General features: G+C 73.2%; 17 protein-coding genes and 1 pseudogene. 9 read left to right on the top strand and 9 right to left on the bottom strand.

The genetic code is table 11. From position 1 onward, the window contains the following. Positions 1-777: 777 nt before the first annotated feature. Positions 778-1,488 (bottom strand): annotated as a pseudogene (locus tag AR3_RS32215) (PhoH family protein); the annotation flags it as partial. A 147-nt stretch (positions 1,489-1,635) separates the two neighbouring features. Further along, on the bottom strand, positions 1,636-1,980 hold the full coding sequence (locus AR3_RS15970) for a histidine triad nucleotide-binding protein (RefSeq protein WP_067915003.1): 345 nt from the start codon (positions 1,978-1,980) through the stop codon (positions 1,636-1,638). A gap of 340 nt (positions 1,981-2,320) precedes the next feature. Between AR3_RS15970 and AR3_RS15975 the strand changes: the two genes are divergently transcribed. Both AR3_RS15975 and AR3_RS30620 read left to right on the top strand, forming a co-directional pair. Next, positions 2,321-2,908, top strand: coding sequence for a SigE family RNA polymerase sigma factor (locus AR3_RS15975; RefSeq protein ID WP_067915025.1), 588 nt, complete (start codon positions 2,321-2,323; stop codon positions 2,906-2,908). Positions 2,909-3,134: 226 nt separating this feature from the next. Next, the gene (locus AR3_RS30620) at positions 3,135-3,800 is read left to right on the top strand and encodes a hypothetical protein (RefSeq protein WP_067915004.1); all 666 of its coding nucleotides are present in this window, start codon (positions 3,135-3,137) and stop codon (positions 3,798-3,800) included. Between the two features lie 274 nt (positions 3,801-4,074). Here AR3_RS30620 and AR3_RS15985 read toward each other — a convergent pair whose 3' ends face one another. Genes AR3_RS15985 through hrcA form a run of 3 tightly spaced genes read right to left on the bottom strand, consistent with a single transcriptional unit; the run spans position 4,075 to position 6,988 of the window. Beyond that, the gene (locus AR3_RS15985; protein ID WP_067915005.1) at positions 4,075-4,806 is read right to left on the bottom strand and encodes a 16S rRNA (uracil(1498)-N(3))-methyltransferase; all 732 of its coding nucleotides are present in this window, start codon (positions 4,804-4,806) and stop codon (positions 4,075-4,077) included. A 25-nt stretch (positions 4,807-4,831) separates the two neighbouring features. After that, positions 4,832-5,971 (bottom strand): molecular chaperone DnaJ, encoded by a 1,140-nt coding sequence (dnaJ, locus tag AR3_RS15990; protein WP_067915006.1) that lies wholly within the window; start codon positions 5,969-5,971, stop codon positions 4,832-4,834. Then, entirely contained in the window at positions 5,972-6,988 is a 1,017-nt protein-coding gene (gene hrcA, locus AR3_RS15995; protein ID WP_067915007.1) for a heat-inducible transcriptional repressor HrcA, read from the bottom strand. 200 nt (positions 6,989-7,188) lie between these two features. On the opposite strand from hrcA, the gene AR3_RS16000 reads away from it, so the two are divergent. Both AR3_RS16000 and AR3_RS16005 read left to right on the top strand, forming a co-directional pair. Next, positions 7,189-8,031, top strand: coding sequence for a DUF3097 domain-containing protein (locus AR3_RS16000; RefSeq protein WP_067915008.1), 843 nt, complete (start codon positions 7,189-7,191; stop codon positions 8,029-8,031). Between the two features lie 86 nt (positions 8,032-8,117). Continuing rightward, entirely contained in the window at positions 8,118-8,705 is a 588-nt protein-coding gene (locus AR3_RS16005) for a DUF4870 domain-containing protein (protein ID WP_067915009.1), read from the top strand. Positions 8,706-8,774: 69 nt separating this feature from the next. Here the strand turns inward: AR3_RS16005 and hemW are convergent, their stop codons facing one another. Further along, positions 8,775-9,986, bottom strand: coding sequence for a radical SAM family heme chaperone HemW (gene hemW, locus AR3_RS16010; RefSeq protein WP_067915010.1), 1,212 nt, complete (start codon positions 9,984-9,986; stop codon positions 8,775-8,777). A 42-nt stretch (positions 9,987-10,028) separates the two neighbouring features. After that, positions 10,029-10,469 (bottom strand): antitoxin YezG family protein, encoded by a 441-nt coding sequence (locus tag AR3_RS16015; protein ID WP_067915011.1) that lies wholly within the window; start codon positions 10,467-10,469, stop codon positions 10,029-10,031. A 156-nt stretch (positions 10,470-10,625) separates the two neighbouring features. Here AR3_RS16015 and AR3_RS16020 point away from each other — a divergent pair, with 156 nt between their 5' ends. The 3 genes from AR3_RS16020 (at position 10,626) to AR3_RS16030 (ending at position 13,578) form a co-directional block, all read left to right on the top strand. Next, the gene (locus AR3_RS16020) at positions 10,626-11,495 is read left to right on the top strand and encodes a hypothetical protein (RefSeq protein WP_067915012.1); all 870 of its coding nucleotides are present in this window, start codon (positions 10,626-10,628) and stop codon (positions 11,493-11,495) included. A 127-nt stretch (positions 11,496-11,622) separates the two neighbouring features. Further along, complete coding sequence (locus AR3_RS16025; RefSeq protein WP_067915013.1) at positions 11,623-13,029, top strand: hypothetical protein; 1,407 nt, start codon at positions 11,623-11,625, stop codon at positions 13,027-13,029. 129 nt (positions 13,030-13,158) lie between these two features. Beyond that, entirely contained in the window at positions 13,159-13,578 is a 420-nt protein-coding gene (locus AR3_RS16030) for a magnetosome magnetite crystal formation protein family (RefSeq protein WP_067915014.1), read from the top strand. Between the two features lie 103 nt (positions 13,579-13,681). On the opposite strand, the gene AR3_RS31755 is transcribed toward AR3_RS16030, so the two are convergent. Both AR3_RS31755 and lepA read right to left on the bottom strand, forming a co-directional pair. Beyond that, a complete protein-coding gene (locus AR3_RS31755; protein ID WP_217998579.1) occupies positions 13,682-14,452 on the bottom strand; it encodes a Uma2 family endonuclease in 771 nt (256 codons plus the stop codon). 173 nt (positions 14,453-14,625) lie between these two features. Then, on the bottom strand, positions 14,626-16,464 hold the full coding sequence (gene lepA, locus AR3_RS16040) for a translation elongation factor 4 (protein ID WP_067915016.1): 1,839 nt from the start codon (positions 16,462-16,464) through the stop codon (positions 14,626-14,628). A gap of 260 nt (positions 16,465-16,724) precedes the next feature. On the opposite strand from lepA, the gene rpsT reads away from it, so the two are divergent. Together rpsT and AR3_RS16050 are read left to right on the top strand one after the other, a co-directional pair. Continuing rightward, a complete protein-coding gene (gene rpsT, locus AR3_RS16045; RefSeq protein WP_067915026.1) occupies positions 16,725-17,000 on the top strand; it encodes a 30S ribosomal protein S20 in 276 nt (91 codons plus the stop codon). Positions 17,001-17,055: 55 nt separating this feature from the next. Then, positions 17,056-17,604, top strand: a complete 549-nt coding sequence (locus AR3_RS16050) for an RNA 2'-phosphotransferase (protein WP_067915027.1) — start codon at positions 17,056-17,058, stop codon at positions 17,602-17,604.

Below are 17,604 nucleotides of genomic sequence, written 5' to 3' on the forward strand. Positions count from 1 at the left end.
GCCCGTCCGGGCGGGGAAGGCGACGCCTCCCAGCGACCGGACGAGGAACAGCACGTCGTCCCGCAGCCGCTCCGAGGGGGCCGGGTAGCGGACGGCGCCCGTGCCGTCCTGCCGGACGACGGGGTCGCCGCCGGCGTCCAGCAGCCCCTGGAGGACCGCGAGCCGCACCTCCGCCGTGTTGTAGAGGGCCGTGTTGTAGAGGGCCGCGTTGTAGAGGTACGCCTCGGGGACGGCCCCGACCGCCGGGTCCGCGACGGACGGCTCCGGACCGTGCGCGATCGCCGCGACCGGCTGCTCCAGGGTGGCGACCGGCCCGGGTGCCCCCGCGAGGCCGACGGCGCGCCCGGCGCCGGCGCGCGGGCGGGCGGCCGGCACGGCGGCGTCCGCCGGGCGGCCCTCGGCGAGCAGCAGGCCGAGGGCGTACGGGTCCGCCGGCAGGTCGCGGGCCGGGAAGGCCAACGGCCGGCTCAGCAGCGGCAGCTCGTACGCGCGCCCGGCGCGCAGCCCCTCGATGATCTCGCGCGTCTCGAGGACGCGCGGCGGCCCGCCGGCGCGCCCGTCCCCGCGGACGGCGACGGTCCACAGGTGGTCGGCCGTGCACAGGGTGGACGCCCCGTCATCGGCCGTCAGCCGGAAGATCTCCTTCTCGCCCTGCGGGTAGACGCCGAGCACCGGGGTCGGCTCGCCGTCGGAGCCGATGACGAGGTCGCCGACCTGCAGCTCCCCGATGGGACGCCACCCGGAGGGCGTCATGACCGCGGCGTGAACGGGCTGCGCCCGGCCCCTCATGTACGCCAGGGGGGCGACCTCGATCGTCCCGGCCGCCATCAGGCGCGGGATGGAGTCGGGGTCGACCATGTCGTGGAGGGCGTCGTAGAGCGGCCGCAGGTACGGGTCGATCTTCTCGTAGAGCGTGCCGGGCAGAAAGCCCAGGCGCTCGCCCGCCTCCACCGCCGGACGGGTCAGGATGATCCGGTTGACCTGCTTGTCCTGCAGCGCCCGGACCGCCTTGGCCATCGCCAGGTAGGTCTTGCCGGTGCCCGCCGGGCCGATGCCGAACACGATCGTGTGCTTGTCGATCGCGTCGACGTACCGCTTCTGGTTGAGGGTCTTGGGGCGGATGGTGCGGCCCCGGCTCGACAGCACGTCCAGGGTGAGCACCTCGGCGGGGCGCTCCTCGGTCTGGCTCCGCAGCATCGCCAGGCTGCGCTCCACGGCGTCGGGGGTGAGCGTGGTCCCGCCCTGCAGCAGCTCGATCAGCTCGGAGAACAGGCGGGAGACCAGCTCCGTCTCCCACGCCGCCCCGGTCACGGTGATCTCGTTGCCGCGGACGTGGATGTCGCTGCGGAACGCGCGTTCGATGACGTGGAGCAACTCGTCCCGGGAGCCCAGCAGGCTCACCATGGAGTGGTCGTCCGGCACCACGATCTTGATCTGGGAGCGCTGCTCCGCTCGGTCGGCGCGCTCCAGGCGAGTTGAATCGACCATCAGCCGGGCCTTGCGGCCTCTTTCGACCTGCCTTCTATCACCGGGTTTCCACGATTGTCAGTCCCCATGCTACTGGCCGCGACCGACATCACGCCGCCGCATTTCGGGCGGGCGCGGGCGCCGCCCGGGAAAAGGCGGCGCGGGCCGTCAGCCGGGCGGCCAGTTCAGGCCGCGCCCGCCGAGGACGTGCGCGTGCACGTGGAAGACCGTCTGCCCCGCCTGGGGGCCGGTGTTGAACACCACCCGGTAGCCGCTCTCGGCGATGCCCTCGTCCACGGCCACCTGGTGGGCCTCGCGCAGCACCTCCGCGAGCACGTCGGCGTCGGCGGCGGCCAGCTCGGCCACGGTGGAGTGGTGCTCGCGGGGGATCACCAGGACGTGCGTGGGGGCCTGCGGGTTGATGTCGCGGAACGCCACCGTCCGCGCCGACTCGCGGACGACCTTCGCGGGCACCTCGCCCGAAACGATTTTGCAGAACAGGCAGTCGGTCATCGGTCTCCCTCCGCGATGGTGCCCGAATCCTATCGAGACGGCCTCGGGCGCGCGCGGTCCGCAGCGCGCGGCGAGGGCGCACGACCGAGGGCATGGCCGAGGGCATGGCCGAAGCCGCCTCCGCTGGATAGGGTCGCTGATCAAGCAATGGCGGAACGGCCGCAATCGACCGGTCCGCTGGATTAAGGTTGCAACCTGGCGTACCCCCGGTTCGAAACCCCTGCGCTCCCGCCGTGTCGGCCGGTCGGGTTCGCCATGCATGCCGCGCCGACGGCGCCCGTCCGAACGGGCGGCCGGAGGACGGCAGAGGCGGCGGATAGTGACCGAGGCTGAGCAGAAGATGCCCTTTCGTAAACCGGACGACGAGGGCGCGCGTCCCACAGACGTGACCGAGACCCTCGTGGCCAGGGGCACGGCGGGGGCGGTGGCCGTCGCCTGGGATGCCGATCAGGCGGTGACCGCCCTCTACAGCGCCAACTACCGTTCGCTGGTACGGCTCGCCGCGATGCTCGTGCGCGACGCCGGGACGGCCGAAGAGGTCGTCCAGGACGCCTTCGTCGCCATGCACGCCGGCTGGCGGCGCCTGCGCGATCCCGACAAGGCGCTGTCCTACCTGCGCCAGTCGGTGGTCAACCGGTCGCGGTCGGTGCTGCGGCACCGCGCGGTGGTGGAGAAGTACGCCCCCAAGGGGCTGCCGGACGCGCCCAGCGCGGAAGCGGGGGCGATCGGCGAGCTCGAACGCAGCGCGGTGATCGAGGCGCTGCACCGCCTGCCCGCCCGGCAGCGCGAGGCGCTGGTGCTGCGCTACTACGCCGACCTGTCCGAAGCGGAGATCGCGGACGCGATGGGCATCAGCCGCGGGGCCGTCAAGAGCCACACGGCCCGCGGGATGGCCGCGTTGCGCAACTTCCTGGAGCAGCTCTCGTGACTTCGACCCAGCACCCGAGGATGGCGCGGTCCCCCGGCCGGCCGAGGCGGGGACCCGCGGCGCCGCGGGTCCTTCGCGGCGTGCGCCTGAGGGGCGACCCGGCGCGCGGGACGGCGGCACGGCGCCCGCCGTCGCGTGCCTGCGGGCCGCCCTCGCGAACGAGCACTCGAAAGGAGGACGGGGCCTCCACCGGCCTGCGGGCCGCCCCCTTCGCCCCGGAAGTGACATGACCGACCCCCACGACGAGTACGGCGAGATCCTCCGCCGTGCGCTCAACGCGGAGGCGGAAAAGGTCACCCCCGCGGCCGACGGGCTCGAGCAGATCCGCCGCCGCATCGAGGAGCGCCGCCGTCGCCGCTTCTCCTGGGACTGGTTCACCGCCAAATGGGCGCGTCCGCTCCTCGCGGTCGCGACCGCCGTCGCGGTCGCCGGCCTCGGCGTGTCGGCGCCGCAGACGCTGGGCTTCCTGTCGTCGTCCGTCGGCGGCAACGGCGCGTCCGACGACCACGAGCAGACGGCGCAGGACGGGCTCACGCCGGGCGACCCCGGCGCGCCGCCCGACACCCGCGTCCCGACCTCGTCCGGCACCGCTCCCGAGGCGACCCCTTCGGAGTCCGCCTCCCCCGCCCCGCCTTCCGCCAGCGGTTCCGCCGCGTGCGCTCCCAGCACCGCCCCGACGGACGAGCCGACCGCCAGCGGCACGCCCGCCCCGCAACCGCCCCAGGGCTCCTGCTCGACCCCGCCGACGTCGCCGACGCCTCCCACGGAGCCGCCGACGGACACGTCGTCGCCGCCCCACCCCGGCGACAACCCCACCGAGCAGCCGGAGGATCCGACCTCGAGCGAGTCCACTCCCCCCTCCACGGACGCGCCCGCCGGGGCCCCGGAGTGACCTGACGGTCACCGCATCGGCGCACAATCCCACAGCCGCGACCCCTCCCTTCGAAGGGGTCTTTTCGCGTGCCCTGGGACGGCTCGCCGCGGGGCCGGCGGGGAGGCGGGATCGGTCCCGGCCTCGAGAACGGCCGCGGGATGCGCGGACGCGCGGAGGGCGGGCCGGGCGTCAGCGACGCCGGTCCCCGGACGGTGCGTTCCGGGCGGGCCGAAGCCTGGGGGCGGTGACGCGCGGCGCCTCGAGCGGACGCCGCAGACAAGCGGCACGCGGGCTACCAGCGGCCGGTGGCGGCCAGCAGCACGGCGGCGGCGGCCACGCCCGCCGTGGAGGTGCGCAGAACGGTCGGGCCGAGGCGCACCGGACGCGCCCCGGCGGCGGCGAAGCGGTCGAGCTCCTCGGGGGTGACGCCCCCCTCCGGACCCACGATCACCACGATGTCGCCGCGGCCCGGCGGCCGCAGGGCGCTGAGCGGCTCGTCGGCCTCTTCGTGCAGGACGACGGCGCAGGCCGCGGCGGCGACGCGGGCCTCGATGTCGGCGGTGGCCGCCAGCGGCGGCACCTCCGGCAGCCAGCAGCGGCGGGACTGCTTGGCGGCCTCCCGGGCGGCGGTGCGCCAGCGCCCCAGGGCCTTGTCGCGGCGGTCCGGGCGCCACTGCGTGACGCACCGGGCCGCCGACCACGGGACGATCTCGTCCACGCCCGCCTCGGTCATCGTCTCCACCGCGAGCTCGCCCCGGTCGCCCTTGGGCAGGGCCTGGACGACCACCAGACGCGGCTGAGGGGGCTCGTGGCGGCGGCGGGCCAGCACGTCCAGGGTCAGGGACGCGCGGTCGGCGGCGGCCACCACGCACTCGGCCAGCAGCCCCGCGCCGTCGGTCAGGTCGACCCGCTCGCCGGGCCGCAGCCGCCGCACCACGGCGGCGTGCCGCCCCTCCGGGCCGTCGAGCAGCACGCGGTCGCCCTCCAACGCGGAGGACTCGGCCAGGAAGACCGGAGGGGACACGATGACCGCGGCTCTGCTGCTCGATCTACTGGTTGAACACGTCCCGCAGGCGCGAGAACACGCTGCGCTGCCCCGGGGCGAACTTGCCGGGCGGCCGCTCCTCGCCGCGCAGCTTGGCCAGGCGGCGCAGCAGCTCTTCCTGCTCGTCGTCGAGCTTGGTCGGCGTCTCCACGTTGACGTGGATGATCAGGTCGCCGCGGCCGCTCTCGTTGAGGTGCCGCACGCCGCGCCCGTACAGGGTGATGACCTGGCCGGACTGCGTGCCGGGCCGGATGTCGACCTCTTCGGTGCCGTCCAGGGTGTCGATGGTGACGGTGGTGCCCAGGGCCGCCGCCGTCATCGGGATCTGCACGGTGCAGTGGAGGTCGTCGCCCTCCCGTTCGAAGATCGGGTGCGGCTTCTCGACGATCTCCAGGAACAGGTCGCCGGGCGGGCCGCCGCCCGGGCCGACCTCGCCCTCCCCGGCGAGCTGGATGTGGATGCCGTTCTCCACGCCCGCGGGGATCTTGACCTTGACGGTGCGGCGGGTGCGGACCCGCCCGTCGCCCGAGCACTCCGGGCACGGAGTGCGGATCACGCTGCCGAAGCCGCCGCAGCGCGGGCACGGGCGCGACGTCATCACCTGCCCGAGGAACGAGCGCTGCACCTGCTGCACCTCGCCGCGGCCCATGCAGGTGTCGCAGGTCTCCGGCTGGGTGCCGGGCGCGCAGCCCGAGCCCTCGCACGTGGCGCACACCACGGCGGTGTCGATGGTCAGCTCGCGCGTGGTGCCGAAGGCGGTCTCGGCGAGGTCCAGCTCGACCCGCAGCGTGGCGTTGCGGCCGCGCCGGGCGCGGGTGCGCGGGCCGCGGGAGGACGCCGTGCCGAAGAAGGCGTCCATGATGTCGCTGAACGGGAAGCCGGCGCCGCCGAACGGCCCCGCCCCGCCGCCTCCGCCGGAGGCCGCGGACGCGAACGGGTCCACGCCCAGGTCGTACATCTCCCGCTTCTTGGGGTCGGAGAGCACCTCGTACGCCTGGGTGATCTCCTTGAAGCGCTCCTGGGTCTCCGGATCGGGGTTGACGTCCGGGTGCAGCTCGCGGGCGAGCCGCCGGTACGCCTTCTTGATCTCGTCCGGGCTCGCGTCGCGGCGGACTCCCAGGGTCGCGTAGTAATCGTTGGCCACTTACGACCCCGCCAGGATCTGTCCAACGTAGCGTGCCACTGCGCGTACCGCTCCCATCGTGCTGGGGTAGTCCATGCGTGTCGGCCCGAGCACTCCGAGCCGGGCCAGCGTCTTGTCCCCGACGCCGTAGTCGGCCGCGACCACCGAGGTGAAGCGCAGCCCCTCGTCGGGGTTCTCCGTGCCGATCCGCACCGTAACAGACGACGAGGACTCGCCGACCTCGCCGAGCAGGCGCATCAGCACCACCTGCTCCTCCAGGGCCTCCAGGACCTCGCGCAGGCTCTGCGAGAAGTCCACGGCGGCCAGGTTGGCGGCGCCGCCGAACACGACCTTCTCGTCGTGCTTCTCGACGAGCGACTCCAGCAGTACCGACAGTACCGCCGCGGCGATCGGCCGGTCGTCCGCGTCCACCTTCTCCGGCAGGTCGGCGACGGCGTTCGGCACCTCGCCCAGGCCGCAGCCGTCCAGGCACGTGTTGAGCAGCGCCCGCAGATGGTGCACGGTCTCGTCGGAGACCTCGCGCGGCGTCTCGATCACGCGCTGCTCGACCCGGCCGGTGTTGGTGATCAGCACCAGCAGCAGCCGGTGCGTGGCCACGGGGACCAGTTCCACGTGCCGCACGGTGGAGCGGGTCAGCGACGGGTACTGGACCACGGCGACCTGGCGGGTCAGCTGGGCCAGCAGCCGGACGGTCCGGCTGACCACGTCGTCGAGGTCGTAGGCGCCGCTGAGGAAGGTCTCGATGGCGCGCCGCTCGGCCGCCGACAACGGCTTGATCGTGGACAGCCGGTCGACGAAGAGCCGGTAGCCCTTGTCGGTGGGCACGCGGCCCGCGCTGGTGTGCGGCTGGGTGATGTACCCCTGCTCCTCCAGCACGGCCATGTCGTTGCGGATCGTCGCCGGGGACACTCCGAGGTTGTGCCGATCGGCCAGCGACTTGGACCCGACCGGTTCGTTGGTGGAGACGTAGTCCTCGACAATGGCCCGTAGTACCGCCAGCTTCCGATCGTCGAGCACGTGGTCACCTCCCCTGCCCCCGTACTGGCACTCCATACTTCCGAGTGCCAAGTGTACGGCCAGGCGGACACCGACTGGAGTGTACGGCGTGGCCCGAAATCTGGCGTCCTCGGTGTCTGGCGGCCCGCGGACCGCCGCGCCCCGGGCCGCGCCACGCCGAGGGACCTGCGCGGACAGGGCGGGGGCGATCGGCGGGATTAATGTGCGGACCCGTGCGGAGTAAGGACTACGGAAACGACGTCCTCGCAGGTGACTGGCGGCGGCCCCGCAAGGGGCGGATCCGTGAGATCCCGGCCGAGCGCGGCCTCGTCGTGGAGGACCCCGACAGCGGCTTCTGCGGCGCCGTGGTGGGCTGCGACAAGTTCGGGGTGACCCTGGAGGACCGGTTCGGCAAGCGCCGGGTGTTCCCGCTGACCCAGGCGGGGTTCCTGCTGGACGGCGAGCCCGTCACGCTCGTCCGGCCGGCGCGGGCCCCCGGCGGCCGCGGCCCGGCGCGTTCGGCGTCGGGGTCGATCGCCGTGCCCGGCCTGCGGGCGCGCGTGGCCAAGGAGAGCCGCATCTACGTGGAGGGCGTGCACGACGCGGAGCTGGTGGAGAAGATCTGGGGTCACGACCTCCGGGTGGAGGGCGTGGTCGTCGAATACCTGGAAGGCGTGGACGACCTGCCCGCCATCGTGGCGGAGTTCGCGCCCGGACCGGGGCGCCGCCTGGGCGTCCTCGTCGACCACCTGGTGGAGGGGTCCAAGGAGAGCAGGATCGCCGCGCAGGTGCGGTCGCCGCACGTCCTGGTGACCGGCCATCCGTTCGTCGACATCTGGCAGGCCGTCAAGCCCCGCGCCGTGGGAATCGAGGCCTGGCCGGACGTCCCTCGCGGCGTACCCTGGAAACAAGGCGTGCTCGCCGCTCTGGGTTGGGGGGACGACGTGGGCGAAGGATGGCGGCGAATACTCGGATCGGTGTCCTCCTACACGGACCTGGAACCCGAGCTGCTCGGGCGCGTCGAAGAGCTCATCGACTTCGTGACGGCCCCCGACCACTCCTAGCGCCTGAGGCCGTTGGACGGCCTGCTCAGGCGGTTTCTTCATTGCAGCCCCGCAGCCCCACCACAGGCGACCACGAGGAGCAGGCCATGACCCACGGGTACTCCGACCAGCCGGGATACGGCCAACAGCCCGGATACGGGCAGCAGCCCGGGTACGGACAACAGCCGCCGCCCGGGTACGGACAGCCCGGATACGGGTCCCAGGGCTACGGCCAGGCGCCGTACGGCCAGCCGGGATACGACGCCTACGGTCAACCGGGATACGACGTGTACGGGCAGGCCGCCGCTTACGGGGCGTACGGCGGGCAGCTGCAGCCCTACGGCGGGCAGGGCTACGCGCCATGGCAGGCGACCCAGGACGAGCGGACGTGGGCGATGCTGACCCACCTCGGCCAGCTCCTCGTCGGCGTCGTCGCGCCGCTGCTGGTCTTCCTGATCAAGAAGGACGAGTCGCCGTTCCTGCGGCACCACGGCGCCCAGGGCCTCAACTTCGCGATCACGCAGCTCGTCTACCTGGTGATCAACATCCTGCTGATCTTCCTGATCATCGGGATCTTCACGATGATCGCGCAGGCCGTCGCGCAGCTGGTGCTGCTGATCATGGCCGCGGTCGCCGCGAACCGCGGCGAGTGGTACCGCTTCCCCTCGTTCATGGCCTGGCCCATGATCCGCTGACCGGCCGCGGACGGCGCGCTGCGGACGGCGCGCTGCGGACGCTGCGGGGCGGCCCCGCCGGGGCCGCCGTCAGGTCAGGTCGCGGACGACGGCGTCGGCCAGCAGGCGGCCGCGCAGGGTCAGCACCGCGCGGCCGCGCCGGTAGGGCTCCGGCTCGATCAGGCCGTCGTCGATCAGGCGGCGGACCGCCCCGTCGTCCAGGAGGTCGGCCGGGCAGCCGTCGGCGAGCCGGAGCTCCAGCATGATCCGCTCGATGCGCCGGTCCGCGTCGTCCAGGACCTCGCGGGCGTGCGCCGGGGTGACGCCCTCGGCCAGCCGCGCCGCGTAGGCGGCGGGGTGCTTGACGTTCCACCACCGGGTTCCCCCCACGTGGCTGTGCGCGCCCGGCCCCACGCCCCACCAATCGGCACCCGTCCAATAGAGCATGTTGTGGCGGCAGCGGGCGTCGGGGGACGCCGCCCAGTTGGAGATCTCGTACCAGCGCAGACCGTGCGCGCTCAGCGTCTCCTCTGCCATGAGGTAGCGGTCGGCCATGACGTCGTCGTCCGGCGGCTCCAGTTCCCCCCGGCGCACCCGCGCGGCCAGGCGGGTGCCCTCCTCGACGATGAGCGCGTAGGCGGAGACGTGGTCCGGCCCGGCCTCCAAAGCCGCCTCCAGGGACGCCCGCCAGTCGTCGTCGCTCTCCCCCGGTGCGCCGTAGATCAGGTCCAGGTTGACGTGGTCGAACCCGGCCCTGCGCGCCCAGTCCACCACCTGAAAGATCCGCCCGGGAGTGTGGACGCGGTCCAGGGCGGCCAGCACGTGCTCGCGCGCGCTCTGCATGCCGAACGAGACGCGCGTGAACCCGGCCTCGCGGAGCTTGCCGAGATACGCCTCGTCCACCGACTCCGGATTGGCCTCCGTGGTGACCTCGGCGTCCGGGGCCAGCCCGAACTCGGCGTCGATCACGCCGAGGACGCGGCCCAGATCGTCCGGCGCCAGCAGCGTGGGCGTGCCCCCGCCGACGAAGACCGTCGCCACGGGCAGCTCCGCCTGCGCGCCGAGGACGCGGCGCGCCATCCGGATCTCGGCGATCGCCGTGTCCGCGTACGTGTCGCGGCTCGCGCCCGGCCCCAGTTCGGCGGCGGTGTAGGTGTTGAAGTCGCAGTAGCCGCAGCGCGTCACGCAGAACGGCACGTGCACGTAGAACGCGAAGGGGCGCGTCCCCAAGCCGTCGAGGGCGCGTTCGGGCAGCGCCCCGTCGGCGGGTACGGGGTCGCCGTCGGGCAGGGCAGCGGGCACCCCTCCAGTCTGCCGCCGTCCACGCCGTGCCCGGGCCCGGGGTCACTCGGCGGCGAGCCTCGCGCGCAGCCAGTCGGGCACGTGCTCCGCGGAGCGAGGGAAGCGTTCGAGGTCCAGCGCGTAGGCGTCGGCGGTCAGCGGCGGGTGGAAGTCGGGCTCGCCGTCGTAGTCGAACTCCGCGCTGAACCGGCCGGACCGCTCGACCCGCAGGCGCGCGGTGAACCACGCGCCCTCGCCCTCGCGGTACATCAGCCGCCGCAGGTCGTCCATCTTGTCGGCGGCCTGCCCGGGCACCGTGGTCGGCCGGACGTCGCCGTCGGCGTCGACGACCTGCAGCGTCGAGCTGTCGATGCCGACGGTGGCGCGGAACACGAACTCCATGTGCTCCCACCCGTGGGGAGCGGCGGCCCGCAGCGCCCGCACGGCGCCGTGCACCGTCTCCCGCTCCTCCGGAGACAACGTCACGTGTTCGGAGTGGGTCACGGCGCGCCCTCCCTTGTCGTCCCACGCCGCCGGTCGGCCGGTCCCCCGACCCTACCGACCGGACGACGCCCGCCCGGGGATCGCCGCCGTGTCGTGCCGGCGGCGAGGTCGGCGGATGCGGAGCCGCGACGCGATCACCCTGGATAGAGTCGGCGCGTGCGCGACCACGGGGCGACGAGGCGGGGCCGGGTGCCGGTCCGGGTGCTGCTGCGGGGGGATTCGGACGGATGGCGCTCGGTGGTCGTCGACGAGGACGGGACGGAGGAGCACGCCGACCTGGGCGGGCCCGGCGTCGTGTGGAGCGCGGGCGGCCGCGACGACCCCGAGCCGGCGTGGTGGGCGCGTCGCCTGGCCGAGACGGCGAGCGCGCTGCGGCTGCGCGTCGACGAGGCGCTGACCGACCGGACGTTCGCCGAACTGGGCGTCGAGGCCCAGGTCACCTGGTTCGCGGTGGACGAGCCGGTCGCCTGGGAAGGGCTGGTCACGCTCCGCGAGCCCGATCCCGCGCGGTTCCCGGGGCGGGTGCCGCCGTTCGTGGTGACGCTGCAGCCGGGCCGCGGCGCCCTGCTGCCGGACGCCACTTTGCTGTTCACCACGACCGCGCAGGACGCCTGGGCGACGCTGACCGCCGTGGCCGAACGCTGCCGCACCCCCGCGCCCGTCCCCTCGTTCGTGTGCGGCTGGGACGGGACGCGCAGCGTGCGCGTCGGCCGCGGCAGCCTCTCGCTGTCCACCAAGCGCGGCCACGACGGCGTGGAGCGGATCGGCGAGATCCACGGCGAGCGCCGCCACGGGTGGGGCGGCAATCCCGAGCTGCGGGTCCGTCTCGACGGCATCGACCTGCTCGACGAACCCGCCCGCGACGTCGTCACCCTGTTCCGCGACCTCGGCCACGAGGTGGTGGTCCGAAGCGGCCTGCACGTCCTGCCCGCGCTGGGCCTGACCCTCTATCCGTGCGCGGGGGAGGGCGAACGGTTCGCCGGCGCCGCCCTCCGGGACCCTCTCCTCTTCAGCGGCTGCCGCTGAGCGCACCGGGCGCCCTGTCGTGGCGACGCGTCCGCGCATTGGCCGGAACCGGTCTCAACGAGCCCGACATCCTCGCGGGACCGGCCCTTCACCGAAAGGCAACGCGCGCCGCTTACCGTCCCCGGTCATGAACAGCCGCGTGTGTCTCGCCGCCGGTCTCACCGGCGCCGCCGTCCTGGTCGGCGCCGCGCTGACTGCCGTCCCGGCCGCCTCGGCCTCGGCGTCCGCAGCCATCACCGTCCGCCGGGGCGGTCCCGCCCGCTCCCTGACGTTCACCGCCGCCCGGGGCGGCGAAGCCGTGATCGGCTTCAGCGCCGTCGCCCCCGGCGTGTCCTGGGACCGCACGGGCGCCGAAGCCGCCGTGGTGTCGGTGTCCGTGGACGGTCGGCACGTCACCGACGTGGTCGTCCCGTCCGCCGACCCCACCCCGCGCAGCCTCGGCCTCGGCCGGGTCACGGCCGGGCGGCACCGCGTGACGCTGCGTTTCGGACGCGGCAGCGCCCCCGCCGCGCGGACCGTCACGCTGCTGCACCCCCGAGTGCGCGTGCCGCGCGCGGGCGCCGACCAAACCGTCCTGCGGCACGCCCCGATCATCGTCGGACGCGCCCTGCCGGAGCTCGGCGACGCCTACCAGAACGCCCGCACCGACACCCCGCTGGTCGCCTGGCACGAGTCGCGTGCCGCGTCCGTCCCGGGACACCGCGTCCTGGAGTACTCGCTGGTGTGGAGCAACGAGGACGGCGGCACCGACACCCCCGCCCTCATGGCCCGCTGGGGCCGCACCACCGACATCGAATGGGTCTACCGGGTCGAGGTCGACGAGAAGGGCCGGCGGGTAGACGGCACCGGCGCCTACCAGGGCCCGGAGCACCGGACGCTGCCGTTCCGCGGCCGGTACGAGGGCGACCACCCCGTCCTGCAGACCTGCACCGACAACAACATGGTGTGCGACACGATCACGCCCGACGCGGCGCTGCGGTTCCTGCCCGACGTCTCCGGCGCCCTGCCCGCCGGCCGCGCCCGCGAGGCCGTCATGGACCGGGAGCCCTGGACGTACCGGGTCATGGCGCAGGAGATGGTCCGCGAGGGCCGCATCGAGCACCCGTCCGACCCGGCCACCCCGGAGGTCGGCGACCAGCGCACCTACCTGTTCGCCGAGTTCGTCAAGCAGACCGGCGCCCCCTCCGGCGCCGGCTCCGCGCCCGGGGTGTCGCTGGGCGTGCGGCTCAAGCGCGACCCGTCGGTGCTGTACCGCTCCGACCACGGTCGGCCGTCCTGGTCGGTGGAGCGCGACGGCGCCGCCGCCACGACCGTGGAGCTGCCCGCCGGCGCGACGGTCGACGACATCGCCTCCATCGAGGCGATCCGGCAGCCGGTCGGGGCCGGCGACAACGGCGCGCCCGCCACCGTCACCGCGATCAACCGGGGGTTCTTCCTCAACCGCTCCTACCTGCCCGGCGCGTCCGCCGTCCGGTGGACCGGGTCGGTCACCGTGACGCAGGCCGCCCCGACGGCCGTGCTCTGGCGGCCCTGACCCGGCGGTGCGCACCGGCCGACCGCGGCGGGACGGGGGCGGGAAGGAACCCCGCGGGCGCTCGCGGCGTCAAAAGGGTCACACGGTTTCGCCAAGAGCACGCACGCGGATTCGGAGAGGACTCCCGCCATGGCCTACGGGCCTCCGCCGTCTCCCGGCTACGGCCGCCATCCCGTCCCGCCCGGCGCGATGCCGGGCCACCACGGCTTCCCTCAGGGCCCGGTCGGCCCCGACGACAAGAACTGGGCGCTGATGGCCTACGTGGGCCAGTTCCTGGTCGGCGGGATCGCGCCGCTGGTCGTCCTCGTCGGCAAGGGCCGCTCCCCGTTCGTCCGGCGGCACGCCGCGCAGGCCCTCAACATGGCTCTCGCGGCCCTCGCCGTCTGGCTGGTCGTGGGGCTGCTGTCGCTGGCGGTCGACGCGCTGATCTGGGTGCCGCTGGCCTTCACCGCCGTCACGGTCGTGTTCCTGGTGTACGCGGCGCGCGCCGCCAACCGCGGCGAGTTCCGCCGCGTGCCGCCGTTCGTCGCCTGGCCCCTGCTCAAGTAGGCGCCGATCAAGCATCGAGGGCCGACCGGGGAAGCGGCCCGGACGCCCCCGCGGCCGGTGCTGCGGGCTTCGGCCGCGGGGGCTCGGCCGTCCTGCCGTGCGCTCAGCCGTGGCCGCGGGGGTGCGGCACGGTGCCGGGCCCGGGCAGGACCGTCATGGTGCCGGGTTCGCCGGGCGGTTGGTCCAGGCGGACGACGCGCCCCGGGTAGGCGCGCTGGGCGATCTCGACGTCCCGTTCGTCCCACTCTCCGTAGAACACGGGGCAGCCGTCCCACAGCTCCACCTTCTCGGCGCCCGTCGGCCAGCGGTGGCCGAAGGCGTCGACGAGGATCGGCTCCTCGCAGTGCGGCAGATCGGGGCCGGAGCGGTGCGTTCCTGCCTGGTCGGACACGGTGGCTCTCCTCCTCGGGGCGGGTCGGCGCGGCAGCCGGTCGAAGATGGCGTCGGGGGCGAGCTCGATGGGGAACGGCCGGGTCAACCTGCAGGTCCGGCCCCGTGTCACACGGGCCCGCTCGACGTACCGGCCGTGGTCGTCGAGCTCGAACACCTGGACCTCGGGTTCGTCCTCTCTGAGGTCGACCACCCAGTACGACGGCACCCCGAACCGCTCGTACAGCTCCTTCTTGCGGCCGAGGTCGGCCCTGCGGGAGGCGTCCGAGGCGACCTCGACGGCCAGCAGCGGCCCGCCGTCGATGTACCACAGACCGTCCCTGGCCTGCTCCTTGCGGAACACCATCAGGTCGGAGCGCAGCCAGGTGTCGTCCGCCAGCCGGGCGCCGAACCCCGTGAGCGACTCCTGGTCCTCCGTCTCCGCGAGTCCGATCGGGACCACCAGGTCGGAGACGAGGACCTGATGCAGCAACGTATGGGTCACAACGCCCAGTGTCTTTGCGTGAACACTCCGTCACCACCGCTTTGCCATTTTGACGCGATTCCATGAAGGAATCTGGGCGTTGAGCCTCGCGTCGGGACCTGCGGGGCACCGGGCGCAGGGCACGCCGCGCCCGCCCCTTTCCCCGCGGGGAGGGGCACGGCGCTCGCGTCCGCCTACTTCTTGCCCTTGTCGGACGACGACTCGCCCGTGGACAGGGCGGCGACGAAGGCCTCCTGCGGGACGTCGACGCGGCCGATCGTCTTCATCCGCTTCTTGCCTTCCTTCTGCTTCTCCAGCAGCTTGCGCTTACGGGAGATGTCGCCGCCGTAGCACTTGGCGAGCACGTCCTTGCGGATGGCGCGGATGTTCTCGCGGGCGATGATGCGGGAGCCGATCGCCGCCTGGATCGGCACCTCGAACTGCTGCCGCGGGATGAGCTCCTTGAGCTTGCCGGTCATCATGACCCCGTACTCGCGGGCCTTGTCGCGGTGCACGATCTGGCTGAACGCGTCCACCGACTCGCCCTGCAGCAGGATGTCCACCTTGACCAGGTCGGCCTCCTGCTCCCCGCTCGGCTCGTAGTCCAGCGAGGCGTAGCCGCGGGTGCGCGACTTCAGCTGGTCGAAGAAGTCGAAGATGATCTCGGCGAGGGGCAGCGTGTAGCGGATCTCGACCCGGTTCTCCGACAGGTAGTCCATCCCCTGCAGGGTGCCGCGCCGCCCCTGGCACAGCTCCATGATCGCGCCGATGTGCTCGCTCGGGGTGAGGATCGTGGCCCGCACCACCGGCTCGTACACCGACTTGACCTTGCCCTCGGGGAACTCGCTGGGGTTGGTGACCACGTGCTCGGCGCCGTTCTCCATCACCACGCGGTAGATCACGTTGGGCGCCGTGGCGATCAGCGACAGGTCGAACTCGCGCTCCAGCCGCTCCCGGACGATCTCCATGTGCAGCAGGCCCAGGAAGCCGCAGCGGAACCCGAAGCCCAGCGCGGCCGAGGTCTCCGGCTCGTAGATCAGCGCGGCGTCGTTGAGGCGCAGCTTGTCCAGGGCGTCGCGCAGCTCGGGGTACTGGTCGCCGTCCACCGGATACAGCCCGGAGTACACCATCGGCTTGGGGTCCTGGTACCCGCCCAGCGGCTCGGGGGCCGGGTTGGACGCCGTGGTGACGGTGTCGCCGACGCGCGCCTGCCGCACGTCCTTCACCCCGGTGATCAGGTAGCCGACCTCGCCGACGCCGAGCCCCTCCACCGGCTTGGGCTCGGGCGAGATCACCCCGACCTCCAGGGTCTCGTGCGCCGCGCCGGTCGACATCATCAGGCTCTTCTCGCGCCGCGACAGGTGCCCGTCGACGATCCGCACGTACGTGACCACGCCGCGGTAGGTGTCGTACACCGAGTCGAAGATCAGCGCCCGGGCCGGGCCGTCGGGGTCCCCGACCGGCGCCGGCACCGTCTCCACGATCCGGTTGAGCAGCTCGGGCACGCCCTCGCCGGTCTTGCCGCTGACCCGCAGCACGTCGGACGGGTCGCAGCCGATGATCCCCGCGAGCTCCTCGGCGTACCGGTCGGGCTGGGCCGCGGGCAGGTCGATCTTGTTGAGCACCGGGATCAGGTGCAGATCGGCCTCCAGCGCCAGGTACAGGTTGGCCAGCGTCTGCGCCTCGATCCCCTGCGCCGCGTCGACCAGCAGCACGGCGCCCTCGCACGCCGCCAGCGACCGGGACACCTCGTAGGAGAAGTCCACGTGGCCGGGGGTGTCGATGAGGTTGAGGACGTAGTCGCGGCCGTCGGGGCCGGTCCACGGCAGCCGGACCGCCTGGCTCTTGATCGTGATGCCGCGCTCGCGCTCGATGTCCATGCGGTCCAGGTACTGGGCGCGCATCTGGCGCTCCTCGACCACCCCGGTCAGCTGCAGCATGCGGTCGGCGAGCGTCGACTTGCCGTGGTCGATGTGCGCGATGATGCAGAAGTTCCGGATGATCGCGGGATCGGTCTTGTTCGGCTCAGGCACCGGCGTCCGTTCGCAAGCTCACTGGTGGACATGGATGCGGCAGATGATGCCGTATTCCATGGTCCCATGCCGGGCGGCGTGCTCGGTGCACCGGGCCGCGCTCGGTTTTGGGGGGACGGCGCTGATTGATAAGCTGTGCGACTGCGTGTGGCGTAGCGTCGTGCCCTGGGGCACCGTCGCCCCCGTCCAACCCTTTCGTCGGAGCCTGTCCGTTTGACATGGGCAGGCGAAGCATCGCAACCAAGCTGAGGCACTACGACGTGGCTAACATCAAGTCCCAGATCAAGCGGAACAAGCAGAACGAGAAGCGCCGCCTGCGCAACAAGGCCGTCAAGTCCGAGCTGAAGACGGCGATCCGCAAGTTCCGCGAGGCCGCCGAGGCCGGCGACGTCGAGAAGGCGATCGCGCTGCAGCGGCACGCCGCTCGCAAGCTGGACAAGGCCGTCAGCAAGGGCGTCATCCACAAGAACCAGGCCGCCAACCGCAAGTCGGCGATCGCCAAGCAGGCCGCCGCCCTGCAGGCCTCCGCCAAGTAGCTTCCGTGCCTGTGCGACGCCGCGGTCCGCGCCGGGCCGCGGCGTCGTGACGACCGTGGACGAACGCCGCACCGTCGAGATCTCCAAGTACCTGGCCCGCCATCTGCGGCACCGCCCCGAGGACATCGGGATCACCCTGGACCGGCACGGCTGGGTGGACGTCGACGAGCTGCTGTCGGCCGCCGCCCGCCACGGCTTCCCCGTCACCCGCGCCGAGCTCGAGCACGTGGTGGCCGTCAACGACAAGCGGCGGTACGCCTTCGACGACACCGGCCGCCGCATCCGCGCCCACCAGGGTCATTCGGTCGACGTCGACCTCGATCTTCCGGTCACGCCCCCGCCGCCGCGCCTGTACCACGGCACGGCGCCCCGGTTCGTCGCCGCCATCCGCCGTGACGGCCTGCGCCGCATGAGGCGGCACGCCGTCCACCTGTCCCCCGACCGCGCGACCGCCGAACGCGTCGGCTCCCGCCGCGGCCGCCCCGTCGTCCTCGTCGTCGACGCCGCCCGCATGGCCGCCGACGGCCACGAGTTCCGCGTGACGCCCAACGGCGTCTGGCTCGTCGACGCCGTTCCGCCCGAATACCTGACCTTCCCCGACTGA

It is taken from the genome of Actinomadura rubrobrunea NBRC 15275 (assembly GCF_001552235.1).
GTDB lineage: Bacteria > Actinomycetota > Actinomycetes > Streptosporangiales > Streptosporangiaceae > Spirillospora > Spirillospora viridilutea.